This is a genomic window from Agarivorans sp. Z349TD_8, from assembly GCF_050870825.2.
Classification (GTDB): domain Bacteria; phylum Pseudomonadota; class Gammaproteobacteria; order Enterobacterales; family Celerinatantimonadaceae; genus Agarivorans.
Map to the genome: position 1 here is coordinate 4,080,645 of NZ_CP194037.2, position 22,547 is coordinate 4,103,191.

Below are 22,547 nucleotides of genomic sequence, written 5' to 3' on the forward strand. Positions count from 1 at the left end.
ATTATTGTTATTGATGAAACCAGGACATGCCAGACGCTCTCCACAAGCTTAACCCCAGCTAAATTGAGCTTAGCAAATAATCTGAAATAGCAACAGCTTAAGCCTAACAAGCCGTGAACCAAGCTCAAAAAATTTGGAGTGCCGACGCTTGCAAGCAATCTTCTACATCATGAGTCACCACAATCGCGGGAATATTTAGCGCTTCTATTTTATCTTTCACAAACTGACGAAACTGCTGGCGAAGTGGCGTATCTAATTTACTAAAGGGCTCATCAAGTAATAATAGTTGCGGCTGTGCCAGTAAACTTCTTAACACACTGATCCGTGCGCGTTGCCCTCCAGAGAGACTGGCAACATCTCGCTGCTGATAACCCGCCATGCCAGCATCAACCAGCGCCTGCGCAATGATAGATGACGCCGAAGCTTGCTCCCGTTGAGCTAAAGCAAATTGCAGATTCTGCGCCACATTAAAATGCGGAAACAGGAGGTCATCTTGAAATAGCATTCCAACTCGGCGCTGTGCTTGCGGGAGCTTACTAATCTCCCGATTGGCCAACTGAATAGTTCCACTACAAGTAAAATTACCATCCAGCGTACCTGCTATAGCCGCCAACAAGCTCGATTTACCACAGCCACTAGGGCCCATGAGGGTGACAATTTCTCCCCGCTCCACCCTTAAGTGAAAACCACTTAACAGCACCTGTTTCGCCAAATACAAATTAAAATCATCGATTAACAACATCAGTTCTGCATTCCTCGATAGTGACGATAACGCCATTTAGGCCAAGAAATCACCGCAACATAAACTAATAAAGGTAATAAGCTCTGCCAAATGACCATCACTGCCGTCACCCTCCGGTCGCCTCCAGAAGCCAGCGCTACCGCTTCGGTCGTGAGAGTTGGCACCCGTCCTCCTCCAACAAATAAGGTGGGTAGATACTGCGCGATGCTCACTGCAAAACCAACGGCAAAGGCAAGGCCTAAAGGCTTACTCAGCATCGCCAATTTAACCCGCCAAAAACTACGCCAATAACTATGTGACAAGCTCACTGCTGCTTGCATAAAGCGAACATCAAAGCGACGATAATTATCAGCCAAAGTTAAATAAACGTAAGGTAAAACAAATAGTAAATGCGCCCATACTACCGCAAGCATCGTGCCGTCTAAACGGTATTTGAACAACTGCACCTGAACCCCAAATAAGAATACCACTTGCGGTAATAGCAGTGGCAAATACATGAGCACCGACCACCACTTAGAATATTTGAGCTGTCGCATTTGATATTCTAAGCAACCCACCACTAACAACAAACTGATGCTAGCCGAACTCAACGCGATGATCAGACTATTCAGCAACGGCTGAGATAAATAGCTCCCCGCTTGCAGCCAGTAGTGTGCGCTCCATTGTGCAGGCAGGCTGTCAGGGAAGCGCCAGTGCCAAGTAAAGGACCAAATACTTAACAACAGCAAGCAACTCAGTAATAGCAGCACCAGAAATAGCAATAAGGCCCGAGCAGGCTTCACATTCGAAGCCGCTCTGCGGCGTCCTTGCATACTCAAGCGCAAATTACACCGCAGATATAATTTCTCCAATACTAACGCTAAGGCCAAACTTAAAATAACCAAGCCGAGTAACAATAAGGCTCCGGAGGTTCCCATCAATCGGCGTTCAATATCGCTATCGCTAAGCCATTGCCATATCTGCATCGCAAAAGTAGTCGGTCTACTCGGACCAATGATTTGTGCTACATCAACCACGGTTAAAGAAAATGCGAGCACCGTAAAAAACGCTAACCTCAAGCGAGGCAGCAGTTGGGGGATTAATATGCTTCGCCATAGCTGAACGGTCGAATAACCATAACTTTGGCCTAAGGCGAGACTACGTTGCACCGCAATTTGCGAGCAACTCGCCATTAACACAAACAGTAAAAAAGGTAACTCTTTCGCCCACAGAGCCAAAATTAAGCTGATTCCCCAGCTATCTTGAGTGCTTTGCCACATCGGTGGATAAGCAAAGCCAGTCAACCAAGGGGAAACAAGGCGCATCAACCAACCGCTAGGCGCCAATAAGAATAATAGCGCAATGGCTAAAGCCGCATGAGGAATGGCTAAAAATGGCGCGAGACTGCGCTCCAAAAAACGCCACCAAGAACTCCCATAACAGTGCATCGCCAACCATAATGCGGTAAACAGCGACAACAGACTTGCCACCCAACCTGTCAGTAACGACAAACCAATCGAAGCCCATAGAGAAGGCTGAGAAAATAGTGCCTGCCACTGAGAAAGATTCGCTTGGTTTTTTCCAGCAATCGGAAAATAATCGAAAGCTGGCAACACCGTCTCGATAAAACCAAATAACAAGGGCACTAACAATAGTCCCCCCGTCAATATAGGAAATATCGCGCTAAACTTACCCCATCCACTTCTCATCTAGAATAACGACGTAACCACTCTGCTTCTAATAACGCAACCCAGCTTGCATGCGGCTCTGCAAGTACTTTAGCTCGATCGGCAGAACTTAAACTGGCCGGGCTTGATTGAGCCTTGGCAAACAACGCGCGCTGCGGCTTGGTCAATTTATTCAAAGACAATACGCTAGGATCTCCCCAATAAGCCAAATCGGCTTTACGCGCTTGCGCCTCTGGTGACAATAAGAAATTCGCCACCACCATCGCCGCAGCGGACGCATCACTATTGAAAGGAATCGCCAAAAAGTGAGTATTTCCCAAAGTTCCATTTTTATGAACATAACTTTCTACTGTATTCGGCAGCAATCCTTGTTTAACTGCTGCGGCAGCATCATTAGGATTAAAACTAAAAGCAATGGTTAATTCACCATCATTCAATAATTGTTGCATTTGACCACTACCGCTCGGAAAGCTCTGCCCCCCCCGCCACAATAAAGGGTGTAATTGGTCTAAATAGGCCCAAAGCGGGGCGGTGAGCGCACTAAATGTTTGCTTATCAACCGGATGATAAAGCCGCTGAGGATCCTCAATTGTTTCTAACAGTATTTGCTTAATGAAGGTCGTCCCATAAAAGCTAGGTGGTGCGGGATAACTGAATAAACCAGGATGCATCTGCAAATAGCTTAATAAAGCTGGTGCAGAATCGGGTGCCTGATTAAGCCGCTCAGCGTCGTAGTAAAAGGTAAGTTGGGCACCGCCCCATGGGGACTCATAACCCTCAACTGGTAGGGTAAAATCAAATTTAAGTGCTGGACTACTTTGATCGGTTAACGCCAGATTGGGTAAGCGTTGACTAAAAGGCCCATACAACAGTTGCGCCTGTTTTAAGCTGCGAAAGTTCTCACCATTCACCCAGACTAAATCAACACTGCCACCATCAACTCGGCCACTGCTTTTTTCAGCTAAAATTCGACTTACCACATTGGCGGTGTCGTTAACTTTCACATGCACCAAGTTAATCTGATAACGCTGTTTCACTTGCTCACCAGCCCAGCGAATATAAGCATTAATGTTATCGGCCCCCGCCCAGGCATTGAAGTAAACGGTTTGTCCTTTGGCCTGCTGCTCAATGTCCGACCAACTCGAATTGGCAAAACTCACTGAACTTATAAAAATGGCTACCACCAGCATCATTAACCGCACGTTCACGCTCCCTGTTATTGTGTTAAATAGCGCGATAATCACATCGCTTTATCTAGACTTCAGCCCTGAGCTGCAGCACGATGGACTCAGCCAAATCATCGCTAAGCAGTTCACAAGCAACTCGAGTTAAACTCACTAATTAAGATAACCGGAGTAATCCCTACAATCTTTCAAAACTTAATAAAATCATAGTCTAAAAACACAAAAACCGCGCCGAGGCGCGGTTTTTAATAGTCGTGGCTGAGAATTTTATTCTGCAGCGACAACTTGTAAAGCAATCGTTGCACTGACTTCACCGTGAACTTGAACAACAATGTCAAATTCACCTGTGTTGCGCAATACACCGTTAGATAAACGTACTTCTGATTTCGTTACTTCAACCCCAGCCGCAGTAATTGCGTCAGCGATATCACGAGTCCCGATAGAACCAAATAGTTTACCTTCTTCACCCGATTTTGCAGAGATAACGATTGCTTCTAGAGCATTTAGTTTCTCAGCGCGAGCTTCAGCTACTTTTAGAGTTTCAGCTAATTTAGCTTCTAATTCAGCACGACGAGTTTCAAAAACTTCGACGTTTGATTTAGTTGCTGGTACAGCTTTACCTTGAGGGATCAAGAAGTTACGTGCGTAACCTGCTTTCACATTAACTTGGTCGCCCAAACCGCCTAAATTAGCGATTTTGTCTAATAAAATAATTTCCATTACCTTTCCTCGAATAATCTCGGTTGAGTTAGGCTAATGCCAAAGATTTACTTATGTAAATCAGTGTATGGCAATAGAGCCAGGTAACGAGCACGCTTAATAGCACGTGCAAGTTGACGTTGGTATTTAGCGCTTGTACCAGTAATACGACTCGGTACAATTTTACCACTTTCAGTGATGTAGTTTTTCAATGTTGTAGTATCTTTATAATCAATCTCTACAACACCTTCCGCTGAAAAGCGGCAGAATTTACGACGACGGAAAAAACGTGCCATAACATTATCCTCGTGATAACAAATCAATTTCAGAAGCATGAAGTACCAATCGATAACTACCGTTGGCCGCTTTGTGGCTATTTAAAAAGCCACTTACTTTTACCTCACACCCCATACTTATATGCGATGAATCTTGCTTCAAAATATCGCCACTTGCGACTACTGCTATTTGGCAATAGGCCTGACGAGAAAATCCAGCTTCTTGCTGCTGCGAACGATGCTCTAACCAAAATTGGCAATGAGCAACACCGGCTGGACTGGTAGAGCGTTTTGGTGCGCGAATTACCCGCCCCTGCAAAACCAACCTATTTTCAGACATTCGTCTTATTCTTCGCTAGCTGACTCTTCGTTAGCTTCAACTACTGGAGCTTCTTCAGTTACTGTAGCTTCTTCACGACGAGCTGGACGCTCATCATCACGACGAGCTGGACGCTCATCTCTAGCTTTAGCAATTGCAGACATTTCTGTCACAGCAGCTTTAGTGCGCATGATCATGTTGCGGATAACAGCATCGTTGAAACGGAAAGCAGTTTCCAATTCATCAATAACTTCTGCGCTGGCTTCAATGTTCAAAAGAACATAGTGTGCTTTATGCAGCTTCTCGATTGGGTAAGCCAATTGACGACGGCCCCAATCTTCCAAGCGATGGATGTTTCCGCCGTTATCATTAATAACAGCAGAATAACGTTCGATCATACCTGGAACTTGTTCGCTCTGGTCTGGGTGGACCATGAATACGATTTCGTAATGACGCATGATTGCTCCCTACGGGTTATAGCCTCGTTCATGGTACAGTCAAACCGAAGAGGCAAGGAACTAAAAATAAAATGACTGTTTTAGGGGCGCTGATTCTATGTGAAGGCGAGAATTTAATCAAGCTAAATTAAAGCCACCGTAAGATTAACTATGCAGTGGCTTTTAATCAGCTTTTATAAAAGAGGGAATTCAGGCCTAACGGCGCTGGCGAACCGCTTCAAACAAACAAATACCTGCAGCAACCGATACATTCAAACTGGATACTGCGCCTAACATCGGCAGTTTCACGAGTTCATCACAGGTTTCCCGAGTTAAGCGGCGCATACCACTCCCTTCTGCGCCCATCACTATCGCCATTGGCCCTTGCAGTTTGGTATCGTAAATAAATTGCTCAGCTTCACCCGCCGTTCCCACAATCCACACCCCTAGCTGTTGTAACTCACGCAAGGTTCTAGCCAGATTAGTAACCACGACTAATGGCACGGTTTCGGCAGCACCACTGGCGACTTTACGTACCGTCGCATTTAACTGCACCGAGTTATCTTTCGGCACAATCACCCCCACAACTCCCGCGGCATCGGCGTTACGTAAACAAGCGCCTAAGTTATGCGGGTCCGTGACACCATCTAAGATTAAAAATAATGGTGCCGTCGATGATTCAACCAATGATTTAAGATCGTGCTCATTATATCCGCGACCGGCTTTCACTCGTGCCACAATACCTTGGTGCTGAGTGCTTTCGGCTTTATCGTCCAAAGCCTTACGTGGCATAAATTGCACCGACGCGCCCAAACGACGTAGCTCGTTCAGTAAAGGAAGTAAGCGTTCATCTTGGCGACCTTTTAAGGCAAAAACTTCAATAATGCGCTCGGGACTGCGTTCTAATAATGCTTGCACCGCGTGCAGGCCATAAATTACTTGTTGGCTCATAATCTGTTCTTCTGTTGTTTAGCGGCTGTGCGCTCTTGTTTTCCAGGGCGTTGCTTGCGTTTTTTCTTCGGCTTTTTACGCGGCTTCGCCTGAGACTCAGGACTTAGCTTGGCTTTTTTTGCTGCCGGATCCCGTTGCTGCCAAGGGCTAAAGCCACCTTTATTCTCCGCACTGCTATCTTGCGTACTGCTCGCGCTGGGCTGACGTCGTTTCCCTTTGTTTTTAAGGTCGCGATGCCGCGGCTTTTTACCTTTTCCTGCACGCTTACTCGTTTCGTCTTGCTCACCGGTTTTAACAAAGCGCTTACCACGCCCCCCATCTTTACCTGCACGTGTGGGGCGCTCAAATTCGTCGGCTAAACCATCTTTATTGACCAAGATAAATTCCATCTTGCGATCAGCCATATTCACCGAAGCAACCTTCACTATCAGCGAGTCACCAATACGGAAGCGCTTGCCCGTTTTTTCACCAACTAACAATTGGCGAGCTGCATCATAATGATAATAGTCACCACGTAAAGAGTTGATATGCACTAAACCGTCAATATGAAACTCGTCAAGCCGAGCAAAAAAGCCGAAACCAGTGACCGCAGCAATCGTTGCAGGCAATACTGTACCGACATGGTCAAGCATATATTCGCACTTTAAACTATCAGAGACTTCACGCGTCGCATCATCGGCACGGCGCTCGGTCATCGAACAGTTTTCTCCAAACTTGTCCATCTCATCGACTTGGTAACAATAGCCACCACTGCTCGTCCACTTATTTGTTAAAGTTTGACCAGCCGCTTCAGCAGCCTGTTTATCCACCAAATATTTAATCACTCGGTGTAATAATAAGTCAGGGTAACGACGAATTGGCGAGGTAAAGTGGGCATAAGACTTCAGAGCTAGACCAAAATGACCAATATTATCGGGCTGATATACCGCTTGCATCATCGAGCGTAATAACATGGTTTGGATCAGCTCGAGATCGGGCCGCTGTTGGATCTCGGCGACCAACTTGAAGTAGTCTTTAGGTTGAGGCTCTTCCCCACCCGCCAGTGATAGTCCTAATTCGTTAAGAAAACCTTTGAAATTGGTCAGTCGCTCTTTTCCAGGACGATCGTGCACTCGATACAAAATCGGCTGTTGATGTTTCCCGACAAATTTAGCCGCCGCCACATTTGCCTGAATCATACATTCTTCGATCATCTTGTGCGCATCGTTACGCGTCAGCGGCACAATTTGTTCAATTTTACGCTGTGCATTAAAAATGAAGCGGGTTTCTTGAGTTTCTAACTCGATACCGCCGCGCTCAGCTCGGCTGATTTTTAATGCGCTATATAAACGGTGTAGCTCTTGTAAATGAGGAACTTGCTGGGCATAACGTGCACTCAAGGCTTCATCACCATCGAGAATAGCGGCCACCTTGTTATAGGTGAATCGAGCATGGGAGTGCATCAGCGCCTGATAAAACTTATAGCCCGATAAGCGCCCTGCCGCCGAAATAGTCATTTCTGCCACCATGCACAAACGATCCACCTGGGGGTTTAACGAGCACAAGCCATTAGATAACTGCTCCGGCAGCATCGGGATCACCTGATCGGGAAAATAGACCGAATTCCCGCGATTGAGAGCTTCTTTATCTAAGGCTGCATCGGGGCGAACATAATAGGATACATCGGCTATTGCCACCCATAAACGCCAGCCGCCAGATTTTTTCGCTTCACAATAAACAGCATCATCGAAATCGCGAGCATCCTCCCCATCGATGGTAACCAATGGTAACTTACGTAAATCAACCCGATTTTGTTTAGCCGCTTCATCAACTTCTTCTTCAAGCTTATTCACCGCCTTAATCACCGATTTAGGCCACTCGTGTGGTATATCGTGATTGCGCAGCGCTACCTGAACTTCCATCCCCGGCGCCATTTTGTCACCAAGAATATCAATGACTTTACCAACAGCAAGCTTCGGAGCCGAGGGACGACTCAACACTTCAATCACCACTACTTGGCCTTGACGCGCCCCGGCAGTATCATTTTTAGCAATTAAAATATCTTGATTAATCCGAGGATCTTCCGGTACCACGTAACGGTGGTTGCCTTCAACAAAATAGCGCCCCACCAGTTTAAGCTTACGCAGCTTAAGCAGCTTGATAACTTGTCCTTCGCGACGACCACGCTTATCAATACTGGATGGAGCGGCCAGCACAAAGTCATTATGAAAAACCTTACGCATTTCTTTGGCCGACAAAAATAGATCCGGCCCTTCTTGAGTCGTATTCAAAAAGCCAAAGCCATCACGGTGACCAATCACCGTGCCAGTAACCAAGCCCAAACGCTCTGGCAAGGTATAAGCGCCGATCCGAGTAGTGACTAATAGGCCTTCTTCTAATAAGTGTGCCAAGGTCGCAGTGAATTGAGGTGCCTGTTCTGGCGTCACTAAAGCTTGTAACCACTCTATAGAAACGGGAGCCATTTCTTGTTCTAGCGCCGCTAATAAACTGACTTTGAGAGTGGCCGATACAGCCTGATTTTGCATTAACTAACCTGCTAAGTTGAGCAAATAAAGGGATATTCCTTATAGAATAGCCCTATGGTAATGCTTTAAGTAAGGCTTTAGTAGGGTTGGTTGCTTGCTTTAGCTTTTTCGACCACATAATCAGGCATTTTTTGGGCCAAAGACGCCAATAATTGACTGGCCTGAAGGTGAGTCTTTTTGTCTGCAATAATCGAATGATGTAACCAACGATAGGCATCTTCGTAATCATAAGGACTGCCCTCGCCCTCAACGTACAAGGAAACCAAGCGCAACTGAGCAGGTAAAAAACCCTGACCAGCCGCTTCACGTAGCAAGGGAATAGCCTTGGTCACGTCTTGTTGCACCAACGTTCCTGTCGCATAATAACGACCCAGTTGTTCCATCGCTGCCGCTAAACCTTGATTGGCGGCTCGCCACATATACATGATACCGAGTTCAGGGTTTGCTTCCACGCAGACCCCCCAAGCCAGCATATCCCCCCATAAAAATTGATAGGCAGGAATTGCAACTTTTTCGGCGCGAGCCTCAATATCTTCGACCAACTGACAATCATCGGCTTTAACGCGAGCCAGATGCTGATTTTTATTAATCCAAGAAATCAGCTCCCCTTGTTTATAAAGCTGAACCGCGTCAATATCAGAAGGGCTAGTGTACTCTGTGGAATCAACTATTTGAGTTGGTGCAGCAGTTTGCTCGGATTCAGCATCCACCGACAAGGGCTCGATAGGTTCAGCCAAAACCGGAGTCGTTAAGCTCGCCAACAGTAACAATGGGGGAAGATACTTGTTCATTTGCCGTTCCTATACCGTTCACCTCTAGGCTATCGGCACTTTGAAACAAAACTAAAGCGACTTTTCAAATACAAAAAAGGAGTGCAAGCACTCCTTGACCTGAATTCGCTAAGATTAACTCACAAATTCAATTCCTTTATCGATATCACCATGTAAGGTATCTAACATGCCATCGATAGCTGATTTTTCAAAGCTGCTAATTTCACCATAAGGTAAAATTTCAACCACGCCTTGCGGACCTAAGCGAACTGGTTGAGCAAAGAACTGAGCGTGCTCACTGCCGCCATCAACATAGGCACATTCAATCACGTCTTCACCTTGCGCAGCTTTCACTAAAGAGAGACAAAAACGTGCTGCGGCCTGCCCCATCGAAAGCGTAGCACTGCCACCACCAGCTTTGGCTTCCACGACTTCGGTGCCCGCATTTTGAATTCGCGTGGTCATGGCAGCGATTTCATCATCGCTAAATTCAATACCGTCTAGTTGCGATAGCAAAGGTAAAATTGTCACCCCGCTGTGACCACCAATCACATTAAGTTTTATATCTGCAGGGTTGAGGCCTCTGGCTTCCGCAATAAAAGTTTCTGAGCGGATCACATCGAGGGTTGTCACCCCAAAAAGTTTACTCTTATTGTAAACACCCGCCTTTTTTAGTACTTCCGCGGCAATAGGCACAGTCGTATTGACAGGGTTGGTGATAATACCAATACACGCGCTTGGGCAAGTCGCGGCAACTTTTTCAATTAAATTTTTAACAATACCTGCATTAATGTTAAATAAATCAGAGCGATCCATTCCAGGTTTACGCGCCACACCCGCTGAAATTAATACAATGTCAGCACCTTCCAAGGCAGGTGTCGGGTCTTCTCCTGCAAATCCTTGTATTGCGACTTGAGTCGGGATATGGCTCAAATCAACCGCAACCCCAGGAGTAACAGGAGCGATATCATAAAGTGAAAGTTCAGAACCCGCAGGTAATTGAGTTTTTAATAGTAATGAAAGGGCTTGACCTATTCCGCCAGCGGCACCTAATACGGCTACTTTCATCCAACTTCTCCATGCTTTTTTATTGTGGTAGAGGGGTAATCTTTAAAGACACACACAAGATAGCGGAATCTATAAAGAAATACAATTTAGCAACATTTTTAAAGCAACTATAAAACACTAAAAGACCGACTCAATCACACTTTAACAACTCGTTTTAGACCTTGGTCTAACTGTATTTGCTACTTAAAATAAGCTTGGTAGATAGCCTGATACTCGCCATTACTTTTTAACACTTTCAATGCATCGTTAATTTTCTGGAGTAAACGCTGATCTTGTTTCGACACAGCAATACCTAAACCACTTGCTGGATAAGTTCTATCAGTTTGGAGCACATATTGTGGGTGTTTTACTAACCAATAATGCGCCGCAGCAGAATCCAGCAGCACAGCATCAATACGATCTTGCAGCAAATCCTGCAAAGCCAATTGATAACTAGGGTAAGAAATAGAGAATATGGCTTTACGTTGGCGACGCAAGAAACGCTGGAAACTGGAACCATTCTGTACTGCAACCACCGACTGAGATGTGAGCTTATACTCAGCTTTGGTAATATAGACTGCGATATTGTCAAAATAAGCGTGGCTAAAATTCACTAAACGCTGGCGAGGCTCAGTAATATCCAAGGCTGAAATCGCAAAATCATAGTGCCCGACCGCCACACTGCCCAATAGACTATCGAAGGGTTGGTGATAAAACTGACACTCTCTTTTCATCTGCATACAGAGGGCCTTCGCGAGATCGATATCAAAACCCACCAGCTGCTTATTTTGGTCAAACGACTCAAAAGGCGGATATGAAGCTTCGGTGACAACCCGTAATGGTAGCTCCTCTGCCTGAGCAAAATGTATCAATATTAAGGATAGAAATAACAAAAATTTGCAGCGCATAAGTGATTACTCATCATGTCTTTACAACTATGATAATGCAGCTTTGCTCACTCGAACAACTCATAGCGAGAACTTCACTACCGAATAGTGTGCCAAACTATGCATTTATATGCACAAAAGGGGAATAAAGTTGATATAAGAGTTAAAGTTGGCGACAATAACTGCGGATTTATAAGCTCGGATCACCGATGAAATATAGCGATAAACAAGAACAGTTAATAAAAGCCTTTAAATCACTGTTAAAAGAAGAACGATTTGGTTCGCAAGCTGAAATCGTTACCGCCTTGCAGGAGCAAGGTTTTGAAAACATTAACCAATCTAAAGTCTCACGAATGTTGAGCAAATTTGGGGCGGTTCGCACCCGCAATGCCAAGATGGAAATGGTTTACTGTTTACCTGCCGAATTGGGGGTCCCGACCGTTTCTAGCCAACTTAAAATCTTGGTTTTAGAAATGGACTTCAACGATGCACTAATTGTCATTCATACCAGCCCAGGGGCTGCACAATTAATTGCTCGCCTATTGGATTCTTTAGGTAAGGCCGAAGGGATCCTTGGCACCATTGCCGGAGACGATACCATTTTTATCACCCCTACCCGTCAAATTGACATTGCTGACGTATTTCAATCAGTCAAAGAACTATTCGAAATCAGTTAGCACCTAATGGCCCCTTCCCCAAACTAAGCTTTGGGGAAGACAAAAGCCGCTAAATGTTCCACCGATAACCAAACTTTAACCCCAGGTTCAGCCTGCCAATGATCGCGCATGCGAGCATGTAAAACCTGCTCTGGTAGCGCGGCTAATCGCAGCCTAAAATGGGTTTCGTTACCCATGGGATGAACTGAAATGATAGTTGCTTCAATCATCTCACTATTTTCGAGTTGATGAACCATGACATCTTTGGCCCGCACGATCACTTCAACTGCTTGCTCGTCGGCAAATTGCTCTGCCGCAAATGAGCCCAGAGCCGTCACCACTTTTCCTTGCCGCACCTTGGAGGAAAATCGATTACTCGGGCCAAATAAAGCGGCAACAAAAGCATTCTTTGGCTGATTGTAGAGTTGTTGTGGCGTGTCATCTTGAATGATTTTACCCTGCTCCATCACGACAATTCGATCGGCAATAAACATTGCCTCGAAAGGATCATGGGTGACCATTAACGCCGGCGTATCACTCTTCTTTAAAATATCGAGGGTTTCTTCTCGCACCTGTTGACGTAAATGCTCATCTAAGGCCGAGAATGGTTCGTCAAGTAGCAGCGTACTTGGCTCAGGAGCAAGCGCCCGAAGTAAGGCGACACGTTGCTGCTGACCTCCGGATAAAGTGTGTGGGAAGCGCTCCAGCAAACCGTTCATGCCCATGTTTGCTAAGCTATCTTGAACCCATTGACGTCGTTGCGGTAGGTCTTGACGAGTAGCGAAACCATATTCAATATTAGCGCGAACAGTCATGTGCGGAAAGAGCGCGTAGTCTTGGAACATCATGCCTATCGCACGTTGCTCAGGAGGCAGATGAATCCCTTTAGCGGGCGCTGCCACTAATTTTTGTTGCAAATAAAGCTCACCGCTTTGCAAACGTTCTAAACCTGCAATCAATCTTAGTAAGGTGGTTTTTCCACAACCTGATGGCCCAAGTAAGGCAACAATTTGGTGGCTATCCACCGTTAAACTAACATCTTTTAGTGCTTGCTGCTTACCGTAGTAATGATTAACTTGGCGTAACTCTATACTCATGGAGGCTAAACTTCCTTATCGACGAGGCTCTGATAAACCAATATTGCGACTCATGATGATCACCGGAATAATACCAGCCAGCAAAATGGTGAGTGCCGCCAAAGCACTCTGTTCTAACTGTTCTAATGAGGCTAAGTCCCACACTTGGGTGGACAAAGTATTAAAATTGAATGGTCTTAGAATAAGAGTGATGGGCAGTTCCTTCATGCTATCGACAAAAACCAACAACATCGCCGTCAGTAAGCTTGGTCTGAGCAAAGGGAAGTGAATACGCCATAAGGTTCTTCCCGAACGACTGCCTAATACCCGCGAAGCATCATCCATCTCAGGGGTGATTTTAGTCAAACTGGCATCTAGCGTTCGATAACTTAAGGCGATAAAACGCAAGGCGTAAGCCAATACCAATGCAGCACTGCTGCCAGTAAATATTAATCCAACCGGATGTTCCAGCCAGGCGATCATCAAACCATCGATGGCGTTGTCTAGTAAACCCAAAGGATAGAGGATCCCTACCGCTAATACCGCCCCCGGAATGGCATAACCTAGAGTCGCTAGTTCAGCTAAACTGCGCATCTTATGGCTTTTCGATAGGCGAACACCGTAAGCCAGCAGCAAACCTAAAGCCGTTGTAAACAACGCTGCCATGGCTGCTAAAGAAAAGCTATTCCAAGCATTACTTAAATATTGTTCCAGGCCAGCGTCAAGATTACCCAAAGCATAATGAATCAGCACCGTTACTGGTAATATAAAACCGAGACCGATTGGCAATACACACAGAAAGGTGGCGAGATAGGCTTTACTGCCAGTTAGCGGCTCAGCAAACATGGCAGTGGATTGGCCAGTCAATTTATAAAACTTGCCCGCATGCCGGCTATAACGCTCTAAAGCAAGTAAAATAATCGAAAAACTAACTAACATTAAAGCCAGTTGCGCTGCAGCAGACAAACTACTCATGTTAAGCCAGACATCGAAAATCCCTGCGGTCAATGTTGGCACCGCAAAAAACTCCACCGTGCCAAATTCATTAATAGTTTCCATCAATGCTAAGGTAACCCCGACAATAATCGCGGGTCTGGCTAAGGGCAAAGCGACTCTAAAAAAACTTTGCGTCTGGCTTTTACCCAAACAACGACTCATCTCATACAACTGCGCTGCTTGCTCAACAAAAGCCGCCCGAGCCAATAAATAGACATAGGGATAAAGCACTAAACTTAGTACTGTAATTGCCCCTTCAATAGAGCGGATCTCAGGAAACCAATACTCGCGCGCTGTCTGCCAGCCAAACAGCAGTCTTAAGCTTTTTTGAACAAAGCCTGCGTACTCAAGCTGATCGGTAATCACAAAGGCTAAGATATAACTGGGCACAGCTAGCGGCAGTAATAAAGCCCACACCAGTAACGACTTTAAAGGGAAATCAAAGCGCGTGACTAACCATGCTGCACCAGTTCCAATGACACTAGTGAATAGTGCAACGCCCAGGCACAGTATTAAGGTGTTTTTTAAATAAACCCAAAATACCGTATCCAATAGATGCTGCCAGATCTGCTGATTGCTTGCCCAGGCTAAAGTGAACAAAGTAGCAATAGGCATCAGTGCCAACAATGCGATAACCAAACCACACCAAACCCAAGGATCGGTCAGCACCCATTTTGCCAAAAAACGCCTCTGCGTAAACTTGGTAACGATGTTCATAGTTTCCTAAATACGATGACGGCGGATTGAATCGCAAAAGCTGACCAAGGGCCAGCTTTGATTCACTAACAAGGAGCTAAGGCTTAAACATGCCTTACAGGTCGAAACCCACTCGATCCACGAGACGAGCAGCTGCAGCACGCTGCTCAGCCACGGCTTGTAAAGAAACTTGGTCAATTTTAAACTGACCAAAACTCTCAATATACTCGTCAGTTTGGATCCCTTGACGAACCGGCTCTTCAAAATTAGCAGTTGCGTATAAGGTTTGCGCTTGTTCGCCCACCAAAAATTCCAGCAACTTAATTGCATTTTGTTTGTGTTTAGCGGTTTTCAGTAAACCCGCCCCCGAAATATTGATGTGCTGACCGCGCCCACCCACTTGTTGATCCAGATATACAACTCGCACCTGTTCGGCCCATTCTTGCTGCTCAGGACTCTTAGTGTTGTAGTACATTTTTCCCATATAATAAAGGTTTGCAATAGCCAGATCACATTGACCTTCAAAAATCGCTTTGGCCTGAGCACGGTCATTCCCCTGAGGTTTACGCGCTAAATTGGCCTTTAAGCCACGTAACCAACTTTCCGCAACAGCCTCGCCATCTTCAGCAATCACTGAGGCGATCAGACCAATGTTATAAACATGTTTACCTGAGCGAGTACAGATCCGCCCCTTCCACTTTGGATCGGCTAAATCATTCAAGGACTGGAGTTCACCTGGAGCGACGCGATCTTTGTCGGCATAAACCACCCGAGCCCGGGTAGTAAGCGCAAACCAAAGATTGTCTGGCTGACGTAGATTGGCAGGAACAACCGAATTTAGGATGGGAGAGTCAACCGCGGCAAATAAACCCGCCGCGCGAATTTCTTCTAAACGACCGATATCGACAGTAAGAACCAAGTCAGCTGGATTGTTCGCCCCAGCGGCTTTAATTTTCTCGACTAAGCCTTTTTCAGCATGCACCACGTTCACTTTAATTCCCGTTTGCTGGGTAAAAGCGTCAGTTAAAGGTAGCAATAAACTAGGTTGACGGTAAGAGTAGAGATTGACTTCCTGCGCTGCAAATGAGGGCTGAGCCAGCAGACTAGTCAACATCGTTATAATTAAAAACACTGAATATTTCACAACACCATCCTTGTCATACAGATATTAAATAAAAACGATTTGCATTTAACTTAATGTTAACATGGGTTCGTTAAATCCACCATCTGCAAAAAACAAAAAAGGCTCGCAGATGCGAGCCTTAATGATAGCATTTAGAATTTAGCTAGAAGACTTAACCGTAACAAACTCAGGATAAGCATCGATACCACAGTCATGCATATCCATACCGCTCATCTCTTCTTCTTCAGAAACTCGGATCCCCATGACCGCTTTCAAGATACTCCATACGATGAAGCTCGCTGCGAATACCCAAACAAAGATGGTTAATGCACCCGCTATTTGACCCGTAAAGCTTGTACCATCATTAGTCAATGGAACAATCATCAAACCAAATAGACCAACCACACCATGAACCGAGATAGCTCCGACTGGATCATCAATCTTAACTTTATCAAAGAACACAATTGAAGCAACAACCAATACACCAGCAACCGCACCAAAAATACTTGCTTCAAGCGCTGTTGGCGTAGAAGGCTCAGCAGTAATCGCGACAAGACCAGCCAAGGCACCATTTAATAACATAGTTAGGTCAGCTTTGCCCCAAGTCAATTTGCAGACGATGAGCGCAGAGATAGCACCAGCGGCCGCAGCAGCATTGGTGTTCAAGAATACCATTGCAACTGAGTGAGCGTTGGCAGCATCGGCTAATTTCAACACCGAACCACCGTTGAAACCAAACCAACCCATCCATAAAATGAAGGTACCAACTGTCGCCAATGGCATGTTAGAACCAGGAATTGGGTTAACCGCACCGTTTTTGCTGTATTTCCCCTTACGAGCACCCAGTAATAAAACGCCAGAAAGTGCCGCAGCTGCGCCCGCTAGGTGAACAATACCAGAACCTGCGAAGTCAGAGAAACCAAGGTCGCCTAAGTTGTATAAACCAAATACATCAGCACCGCCCCAAGTCCAGCTACCTTCTAGCGGATAGATGAAACCAGTAAGAACAGCGGCAAATGCTAAGAATGCCCAAAGCTTCATACGCTCAGCTACAGCGCCCGATACGATTGACATTGCGGTTGCCACAAATACCACTTGGAAGAAGAAATCTGAAGCCGCTGAATAGACACTACCACCGTCAAAGCCTGCTTCTTGCTTAGCTGACAAAACACCCGCCAAATCGAAGGCTTCTATACCAGAGAGGAATATACCGCCGCCATACATGATTGAGTAACCACAAATCAAATACATGATACAAGCGATTGCGTAAAGCGCGATATTTTTGGTTAAAATTTCAGTGGTGTTTTTAGCTCGAACCAAGCCAGCTTCTAACATTGAGAAACCAGCAGCCATCCACATCACCAGCGCGCCACACACCAAAAAGTAAAAGGTGTCCATCGCATATTGCAGTTGATAAATTTCGTTTTCCATAATTATTACTTCCCCGTAATCCTTATTAAATAGCTAGTTAAGTTGTACTTAAATAGCCTCTGCATCCATTTCGCCAGTACGAATCCGTACCACATTGCTTAAGTCGTAAACAAAAATCTTACCGTCACCGATCTTGCCGGTGTAAGCCGCGCTAGAAATTGCCTCGATAATGCGATCGACATTTTCAGAGCTGGTTGCGATTTCCAGTTTAACTTTGGGTAGAAAATCTACTTGGTACTCTGCACCGCGGTATAATTCGGTATGACCTTTCTGACGACCAAAGCCTTTCACCTCTGATACAGTCAAACCATCAACACCTACTTCAGCAATGGCTTCTCGCACGTCATCCAATTTGAATGGCTTGATTATCGCGCTTATTAGTTTCATTTGAGCTCCTCCAAAGAGTCATCGATTAACGTTTCTCATATAAGTACTAACAAACGCCATGCCAATACGATTTTAAGCATTAAATTCAATAAGTTAACAATATATTGTATTCGAATGAAATAGTCGTTCGCACCAATTAGGTGCTATTATTTTTCTGCTTGACCCAAGTTGGGTCACACTGTCGCAGGTATCCATTGACAAGCACTAATTAAGTGCACTTGGCTGCCGTTGATGGAAATATGAGCCAAATAACAAGCTCGAATGAAGTCGCTAAGTCAATCAATAGGAAAGGGTCCTAGATGAGGATCTATACAAAGATCTCAAATAGAAGAAAGGTGACAGCTTCTAGCATAAACCCAGGAGAAAACTGAACCGTCGCAGGAACAATTTAGCACCAGAAAGCAAACGGGGGGGTGGCTTGAACGACTCAAGCACCCAAGTTGAAAAACTATCACAATAAAAATTAGCTTTATTGATGTTAAATCGCAGATATAGTTAGTTGAGGGCTCTGAACCTTAAGACAAGCCCTCAAACACCTCATTAGGCAAACCATCTTCTGGCATACCAGTCATAAGATAGTTGCCAGATAACGCCCTTTAATAGCGAATGATGGCCTGTAACAAGGCAATGAAATCTTCATATCCACAGGCACTCTGCGCGGTATCAAGGTTCAATTCATGCTCGAAAGCTTGCGATGACTCGCTGATGCCATCGGTCGATATCGAAATCACGACTTCATCAAGGTTTGCTACAAACCGAAACTCAGCACTATCGATACGCAGTTCATCTAAGGCCTTTAATGATTCAAGCTGTTCAAGCAAATGCTGAACAAAATGCTGATCATGATTAAGCTCACGCTCCAACCACATCGAAAAGCAGCGTTGTTCGTCTCCACAATCAATAAAAAAAACGCCGTCTAAAGAACGACGTATTGTCAATTCCATAAGTTTTAATCTAATTACATATACAGGGTGTCTGTAAGCTTACCTCGACACGACTATGAAGCAAAGTAGGCACTAACTCATAAGCAGCATTTGGCTTCAGTTTAAAACGAGTCAACATAGCTGATTTAATCTGTTTTTCAAGTAACGCACCATTGAATGGCTTTAATACTAAGCCTTGTACGTCCATTAATACATTAAATCCAAGTAGTTGATTATTAGCTTCAGAGGATACAGCTAATATTGCAATATCAGAACTAAGCAAGCTTTGGCCAGTACGGGTAGTTTTAATCAACTGAGGCCCAGCACCTTGCGGTAGATCCATATCAACAATAATGACTTGGTATTCATTAACCATTAAATGTTCTGGTAAGCGAGCAATGTCGGAAAACGTATCGAGGCCTTTCAGCTCGCCTTCACTTTTCATCGTTCGAACCAATTGGCAAGTTTTCAGATCACTAAGCAATAAAGCCTTCGGCTGAGTCACCACCAACTCAGGTTTACTGCTGGCTTGTTTAGCAAGCGTTTCACAACGCGCAATGTAGCCCTTCTTTGGAATCGTTGCGATAGTTAAATCAGTATTATTTAAAGTGGTAATCACCTTACGTAACTGGGATATGTGCTGATTAATCGTATGGTCGGAAACGCTGCGCCCCCATACGGCGTCAGACAAGTCATCTCTTCCTACAACTTGATTCACGTGTTTACACAAATATCCCAACAGGTGGGTTCTTAATGGTCCCAAGTAGGCACTTTTATCCTTAAACGCAATACTATTTTGACTCATATCTACGGTCAAAGGACCGACTATAACAACATCATTAAAGGACATATTGTTTCCCAAAAGCAAGCAAATGAGCTAGTCAAGTCTAGCTCACCCTTTATACCAGTAAATGCTAAAGTTATCCAACATCGGTAGTGTATAATATCGTTTATTATGAAAATTTTATGATTTATCATTAAATGTTTTACAAAAATATACTATTTCGACAGTAAATCTAATGATTTTTTTATAAATTAAGAAAAAAAACGCAGCCTTAAGCTGCGTTTTAGTGAACAACGGCATTTAATTTACACTGCGGTTTGAATAATCACCTCATCCGCCACCTTGGTGTAGTCCCCTATTTGATCAAAGTTTAAATAACGATAAGTGTCAGCAGCCGTTGCATCGATCTGCTTCGCGTAAGTTAAATACTCTTCTGGTGTAGGCAACTTCCCTAAAATAGCTGCAACCGCAGCCAACTCGGCCGATGCCAAGTATACATTGGCCCCGGTGCCAAGACGATTTGGAAAGTTACGAGTAGAGGTTGAAACTACCGTAGAATTATCGGCAACACGAGCCTGATTCCCCATACACAAAGAACAACCCGGTATTTCGGTACGTGCGCCTACACGACCATAAATACCATAGTAACCTTCCTCAGTAAGCTGTTTTTGATCCATCCTTGTCGGTGGCGCAACCCACATCCGAGTTGGCAGCGCACCTTTATGCTTATCGAGCAACTTACCTGCGGCACGGAAATGACCAATGTTAGTCATACACGAACCGAGGAAAACTTCATCGATTTTTTGCCCTGCAACGTCTGATAACAAACGCGCATCATCCGGATCATTAGGCGCACACAGTACTGGCTCAGAGATGTCGGCTAAATCGATTTCAATCACTTCAGCATATTCAGCGTCTTTATCTGCTTCCATCAACTCTGGATTAGCGATCCACTCTTGCATCGCAGTCACACGTCGCTCAATGGTCCGACGATCACCATAACCCTCGGATATCATCCATTTCAGCATCACAATGTTCGAGTTTAAGTACTCTATAATCGGCTCTTTCGCCAATTTAATGGTACAGCCCGCAGCACTGCGCTCTGCTGAAGCGTCAGATAGCTCAAAGGCTTGTTCAACTTTTAAGTTCTCTAAACCTTCAATCTCTAAAATACGACCCGAGAAAGCATTTTTCTTACCTTGCTTCTCAACCGTTAACAAACCAGACTTAATTGCCGCATAAGGGATCGAGTGTACCAAGTCTCGTAAAGTGATCCCCGGTTTCATTTCTCCCTTAAAACGAACCAAAATAGATTCAGGCATATCTAAGGGCATCACGCCAGTCGCGGCCGCAAACGCAACTAAACCAGAACCCGCAGGGAATGAGATACCAATAGGAAAACGAGTATGCGAATCCCCACCAGTTCCCACGGTATCAGGCAACAGCATCCGATTTAGCCAAGAGTGGATCACCCCATCCCCTGGGCGTAACGACACGCCACCACGATTCATAATGAAATCGGGAAGAGTATGGTGAGTGGTCACATCAACTGGTTTTGGATAGGCAGCAGTATGACAAAAAGACTGCATAGTGAGGTCTGCAGAGAAGCCCAAACAAGCCAAATCTTTTAACTCATCGCGGGTCATTGGCCCAGTGGTATCCTGTGACCCAACAGTCGTCATTTTAGGTTCACAATATTGACCGGGACGAATACCGTCAACACCACAGGCTTTACCGACCATTTTCTGCGCTAAGGTGAAACCTTTGCTAGAAGCGACAACATCTTGCGGACGCTTAAATACCTCTGAAGGCGCCAAACCCATTGCTATACGCGCACGATCCGTTAGGCCACGACCAATAATCAGTGGGATCCGACCACCAGCGCGAACTTCATCGAGTAATATGTCGGTTTTCAGTTCAAAAGTCGTAATCAGCTGATCGGTTCCAGCTTTTTTTACTTCTCCAGTGAATGGGTAAATGTCGATCACATCCCCCATATTCAGCGCTTCAACATCAAGCTCAATGGGTAAGGCTCCAGCATCTTCCATGGTGTTAAAGAAGATTGGTGCAATTTTTCCACCTAAACAAAAACCACCCGCTCGTTTATTAGGAACATAAGGAATATCATCCCCCATTAACCACAATACTGAGTTAGTTGCCGATTTACGTGAAGATCCGGTTCCCACAACATCACCCACATAAACTAAAGGATGGCCCTTCTGTTTAAGTGCTTCAATTTGTTTCATCGGACCGATATTACCTGCATCATCGGGCTCAATACCATCACGAGCATTTTTCAGCATCGCCAGCGCATGTAAGGGAATATCAGGGCGCGACCACGCATCGGGGGCTGGAGATAAGTCATCGGTATTGGTTTCGCCAGTCACTTTAAATACCGTTAACGTAGACTTTTCGGCGACTTGAGGACGACTCAGGAACCAATCGGCATCGGCCCAACTTTGCATCACCTGCTGGGCAAAAGAATTCCCCGCTTTGGCTTTTTCTTCCACATCATGAAAGGCATCAAACATTAATAAGGTATGTGATAATGCTTTAGTCGCAATCGGAGCGAGTTGCTTGTTCTCGAGCAAACTAATTAAAGGTTGGATATTATAGCCACCTTGCATAGTGCCTAATAACTCGGTAGCGTAACTCGGAGAAACAATAGGTGAGCTAACTTCCCCGGCAGCTACAGCAGCAAGAAAGCCTGCTTTAACGTAAGCGGCTTCATCAACACCTGGTGGAATTCTATTGGCTAATAAATCTAGTAAGAATGCTTCTTCGCCAGCAGGGGGAGCTTTTAATAACTCGACCAATCCGGCAGTTTGTTCAGCATTGAGGGGGTTAGGTACTATACCTTCAATAGCACGCTCTTCGACGTGTTTACGGTAGCTTTTTAGCACGACTCACTCCTTATTGTAATAATGCCCCTAAGGGATATCCGTATTCATATGCCATAGATATGGCTGGCG

At 45.1% G+C, this 22,547-nt stretch carries 21 protein-coding genes; 1 reads left to right on the forward strand and 20 read right to left on the reverse strand.

Translation table 11 applies throughout. The features are described 5' to 3' along the window. Nucleotides 1–124: 124 nt before the first annotated feature. From ACRRS1_RS18260 to ACRRS1_RS18315, 12 genes are all read right to left on the reverse strand, one after another. A complete protein-coding gene (locus ACRRS1_RS18260) occupies nucleotides 125–742 on the reverse strand; it encodes an ATP-binding cassette domain-containing protein (protein ID WP_432456084.1) in 618 nt (205 codons plus the stop codon). After that, complete coding sequence (locus ACRRS1_RS18265; protein ID WP_432467209.1) at nucleotides 742–2,430, reverse strand: ABC transporter permease; 1,689 nt, start codon at nucleotides 2,428–2,430, stop codon at nucleotides 742–744. The genes ACRRS1_RS18260 and ACRRS1_RS18265 overlap by 1 nt, the downstream gene beginning before the upstream one ends. Continuing rightward, entirely contained in the window at nucleotides 2,427–3,602 is a 1,176-nt protein-coding gene (locus ACRRS1_RS18270) for an ABC transporter substrate-binding protein (RefSeq protein ID WP_432464732.1), read from the reverse strand. The genes ACRRS1_RS18265 and ACRRS1_RS18270 overlap by 4 nt, the downstream gene beginning before the upstream one ends. A 258-nt stretch (nucleotides 3,603–3,860) precedes the next feature. Further along, nucleotides 3,861–4,313, reverse strand: a complete 453-nt coding sequence (gene rplI / locus ACRRS1_RS18275; protein WP_432460112.1) for a 50S ribosomal protein L9 — start codon at nucleotides 4,311–4,313, stop codon at nucleotides 3,861–3,863. A 47-nt stretch (nucleotides 4,314–4,360) separates the two neighbouring features. Beyond that, nucleotides 4,361–4,588, reverse strand: coding sequence for a 30S ribosomal protein S18 (rpsR, locus tag ACRRS1_RS18280; RefSeq protein WP_137673721.1), 228 nt, complete (start codon nucleotides 4,586–4,588; stop codon nucleotides 4,361–4,363). A 4-nt stretch (nucleotides 4,589–4,592) separates the two neighbouring features. Continuing rightward, a complete protein-coding gene (priB, locus tag ACRRS1_RS18285; protein ID WP_432456081.1) occupies nucleotides 4,593–4,907 on the reverse strand; it encodes a primosomal replication protein N in 315 nt (104 codons plus the stop codon). 5 nt (nucleotides 4,908–4,912) lie between these two features. After that, nucleotides 4,913–5,344: a 30S ribosomal protein S6 gene (gene rpsF, locus ACRRS1_RS18290; protein WP_432460113.1), complete on the reverse strand. Its 432-nt coding sequence runs from the start codon at nucleotides 5,342–5,344 to the stop codon at nucleotides 4,913–4,915. A 195-nt stretch (nucleotides 5,345–5,539) separates the two neighbouring features. After that, nucleotides 5,540–6,277 (reverse strand): 23S rRNA (guanosine(2251)-2'-O)-methyltransferase RlmB, encoded by a 738-nt coding sequence (gene rlmB / locus ACRRS1_RS18295; protein ID WP_432461082.1) that lies wholly within the window; start codon nucleotides 6,275–6,277, stop codon nucleotides 5,540–5,542. Next, nucleotides 6,271–8,799, reverse strand: a complete 2,529-nt coding sequence (rnr, locus tag ACRRS1_RS18300) for a ribonuclease R (RefSeq protein WP_432467208.1) — start codon at nucleotides 8,797–8,799, stop codon at nucleotides 6,271–6,273. Before rnr ends, rlmB begins: the two co-directional genes overlap by 7 nt. Before the next feature lie 77 nt (nucleotides 8,800–8,876). Beyond that, a complete protein-coding gene (locus ACRRS1_RS18305) occupies nucleotides 8,877–9,590 on the reverse strand; it encodes a tetratricopeptide repeat protein (RefSeq protein ID WP_432456078.1) in 714 nt (237 codons plus the stop codon). Nucleotides 9,591–9,704: 114 nt separating this feature from the next. Beyond that, the gene (mdh, locus tag ACRRS1_RS18310) at nucleotides 9,705–10,637 is read right to left on the reverse strand and encodes a malate dehydrogenase (RefSeq protein WP_432456077.1); all 933 of its coding nucleotides are present in this window, start codon (nucleotides 10,635–10,637) and stop codon (nucleotides 9,705–9,707) included. Between the two features lie 179 nt (nucleotides 10,638–10,816). After that, nucleotides 10,817–11,524 carry a transporter substrate-binding domain-containing protein gene (locus tag ACRRS1_RS18315; RefSeq protein WP_432456076.1) on the reverse strand — a complete coding sequence of 236 codons (708 nt, stop codon included), beginning with the start codon at nucleotides 11,522–11,524 and terminating at the stop codon, nucleotides 10,817–10,819. Between the two features lie 188 nt (nucleotides 11,525–11,712). On the opposite strand from ACRRS1_RS18315, the gene argR reads away from it, so the two are divergent. Further along, a complete protein-coding gene (argR, locus tag ACRRS1_RS18320) occupies nucleotides 11,713–12,180 on the forward strand; it encodes a transcriptional regulator ArgR (RefSeq protein ID WP_432456075.1) in 468 nt (155 codons plus the stop codon). 23 nt (nucleotides 12,181–12,203) lie between these two features. Here the strand turns inward: argR and ACRRS1_RS18325 are convergent, their stop codons facing one another. The 8 genes from ACRRS1_RS18325 to acnB form a co-directional block, all read right to left on the reverse strand. Next, nucleotides 12,204–13,256 carry an ABC transporter ATP-binding protein gene (locus tag ACRRS1_RS18325; RefSeq protein ID WP_432456074.1) on the reverse strand — a complete coding sequence of 351 codons (1,053 nt, stop codon included), beginning with the start codon at nucleotides 13,254–13,256 and terminating at the stop codon, nucleotides 12,204–12,206. Between the two features lie 15 nt (nucleotides 13,257–13,271). Continuing rightward, the gene (locus ACRRS1_RS18330; RefSeq protein WP_432456073.1) at nucleotides 13,272–14,948 is read right to left on the reverse strand and encodes an ABC transporter permease; all 1,677 of its coding nucleotides are present in this window, start codon (nucleotides 14,946–14,948) and stop codon (nucleotides 13,272–13,274) included. Nucleotides 14,949–15,042: 94 nt separating this feature from the next. Then, on the reverse strand, nucleotides 15,043–16,071 hold the full coding sequence (locus ACRRS1_RS18335) for an extracellular solute-binding protein (protein WP_432456072.1): 1,029 nt from the start codon (nucleotides 16,069–16,071) through the stop codon (nucleotides 15,043–15,045). 138 nt (nucleotides 16,072–16,209) lie between these two features. Beyond that, a complete protein-coding gene (locus ACRRS1_RS18340) occupies nucleotides 16,210–17,481 on the reverse strand; it encodes an ammonium transporter (RefSeq protein WP_432456071.1) in 1,272 nt (423 codons plus the stop codon). Nucleotides 17,482–17,529: 48 nt separating this feature from the next. Beyond that, nucleotides 17,530–17,868 (reverse strand): P-II family nitrogen regulator, encoded by a 339-nt coding sequence (locus ACRRS1_RS18345; protein WP_016400812.1) that lies wholly within the window; start codon nucleotides 17,866–17,868, stop codon nucleotides 17,530–17,532. Nucleotides 17,869–18,464: 596 nt separating this feature from the next. After that, nucleotides 18,465–18,812: a YacL family protein gene (locus ACRRS1_RS18350; protein WP_432456070.1), complete on the reverse strand. Its 348-nt coding sequence runs from the start codon at nucleotides 18,810–18,812 to the stop codon at nucleotides 18,465–18,467. Nucleotides 18,813–18,822: 10 nt separating this feature from the next. Then, the gene (locus tag ACRRS1_RS18355; RefSeq protein ID WP_432456069.1) at nucleotides 18,823–19,641 is read right to left on the reverse strand and encodes a winged helix-turn-helix domain-containing protein; all 819 of its coding nucleotides are present in this window, start codon (nucleotides 19,639–19,641) and stop codon (nucleotides 18,823–18,825) included. 239 nt (nucleotides 19,642–19,880) lie between these two features. Continuing rightward, complete coding sequence (gene acnB, locus ACRRS1_RS18360) at nucleotides 19,881–22,478, reverse strand: bifunctional aconitate hydratase 2/2-methylisocitrate dehydratase (protein WP_432456068.1); 2,598 nt, start codon at nucleotides 22,476–22,478, stop codon at nucleotides 19,881–19,883. Between the last annotated feature and the right edge of the window lie 69 nt (nucleotides 22,479–22,547).

Bases quoted from the DNA above. Each gene is read 5' to 3' on its own strand.
- ACRRS1_RS18350 (WP_432456070.1), bottom strand. From the start codon at position 18,812: ATGGAATTGACAATACGTCGTTCTTTAGACGGCGTTTTTTTTATTGAT.
- rpsR (WP_137673721.1), bottom strand. From the start codon at position 4,588: ATGGCACGTTTTTTCCGTCGTCGTAAATTCTGCCGCTTTTCAGCGGAA.
- ACRRS1_RS18260 (WP_432456084.1), bottom strand. From the start codon at position 742: ATGTTGTTAATCGATGATTTTAATTTGTATTTGGCGAAACAGGTGCTG.
- mdh (WP_432456077.1), bottom strand. From the start codon at position 10,637: ATGAAAGTAGCCGTATTAGGTGCCGCTGGCGGAATAGGTCAAGCCCTT.
- ACRRS1_RS18345 (WP_016400812.1), bottom strand. From the start codon at position 17,868: ATGAAACTAATAAGCGCGATAATCAAGCCATTCAAATTGGATGACGTG.
- ACRRS1_RS18265 (WP_432467209.1), bottom strand. From the start codon at position 2,430: ATGAGAAGTGGATGGGGTAAGTTTAGCGCGATATTTCCTATATTGACG.
- priB (WP_432456081.1), bottom strand. From the start codon at position 4,907: ATGTCTGAAAATAGGTTGGTTTTGCAGGGGCGGGTAATTCGCGCACCA.
- ACRRS1_RS18330 (WP_432456073.1), bottom strand. From the start codon at position 14,948: ATGAACATCGTTACCAAGTTTACGCAGAGGCGTTTTTTGGCAAAATGG.
- ACRRS1_RS18315 (WP_432456076.1), bottom strand. From the start codon at position 11,524: ATGCGCTGCAAATTTTTGTTATTTCTATCCTTAATATTGATACATTTT.
- ACRRS1_RS18325 (WP_432456074.1), bottom strand. From the start codon at position 13,256: ATGAGTATAGAGTTACGCCAAGTTAATCATTACTACGGTAAGCAGCAA.
- rnr (WP_432467208.1), bottom strand. From the start codon at position 8,799: ATGCAAAATCAGGCTGTATCGGCCACTCTCAAAGTCAGTTTATTAGCG.
- rplI (WP_432460112.1), bottom strand. From the start codon at position 4,313: ATGGAAATTATTTTATTAGACAAAATCGCTAATTTAGGCGGTTTGGGC.
- ACRRS1_RS18305 (WP_432456078.1), bottom strand. From the start codon at position 9,590: ATGAACAAGTATCTTCCCCCATTGTTACTGTTGGCGAGCTTAACGACT.
- ACRRS1_RS18340 (WP_432456071.1), bottom strand. From the start codon at position 17,481: ATGGAAAACGAAATTTATCAACTGCAATATGCGATGGACACCTTTTAC.
- argR (WP_432456075.1), top strand. From the start codon at position 11,713: ATGAAATATAGCGATAAACAAGAACAGTTAATAAAAGCCTTTAAATCA.
- ACRRS1_RS18270 (WP_432464732.1), bottom strand. From the start codon at position 3,602: ATGATGCTGGTGGTAGCCATTTTTATAAGTTCAGTGAGTTTTGCCAAT.
- rpsF (WP_432460113.1), bottom strand. From the start codon at position 5,344: ATGCGTCATTACGAAATCGTATTCATGGTCCACCCAGACCAGAGCGAA.
- ACRRS1_RS18355 (WP_432456069.1), bottom strand. From the start codon at position 19,641: ATGTCCTTTAATGATGTTGTTATAGTCGGTCCTTTGACCGTAGATATG.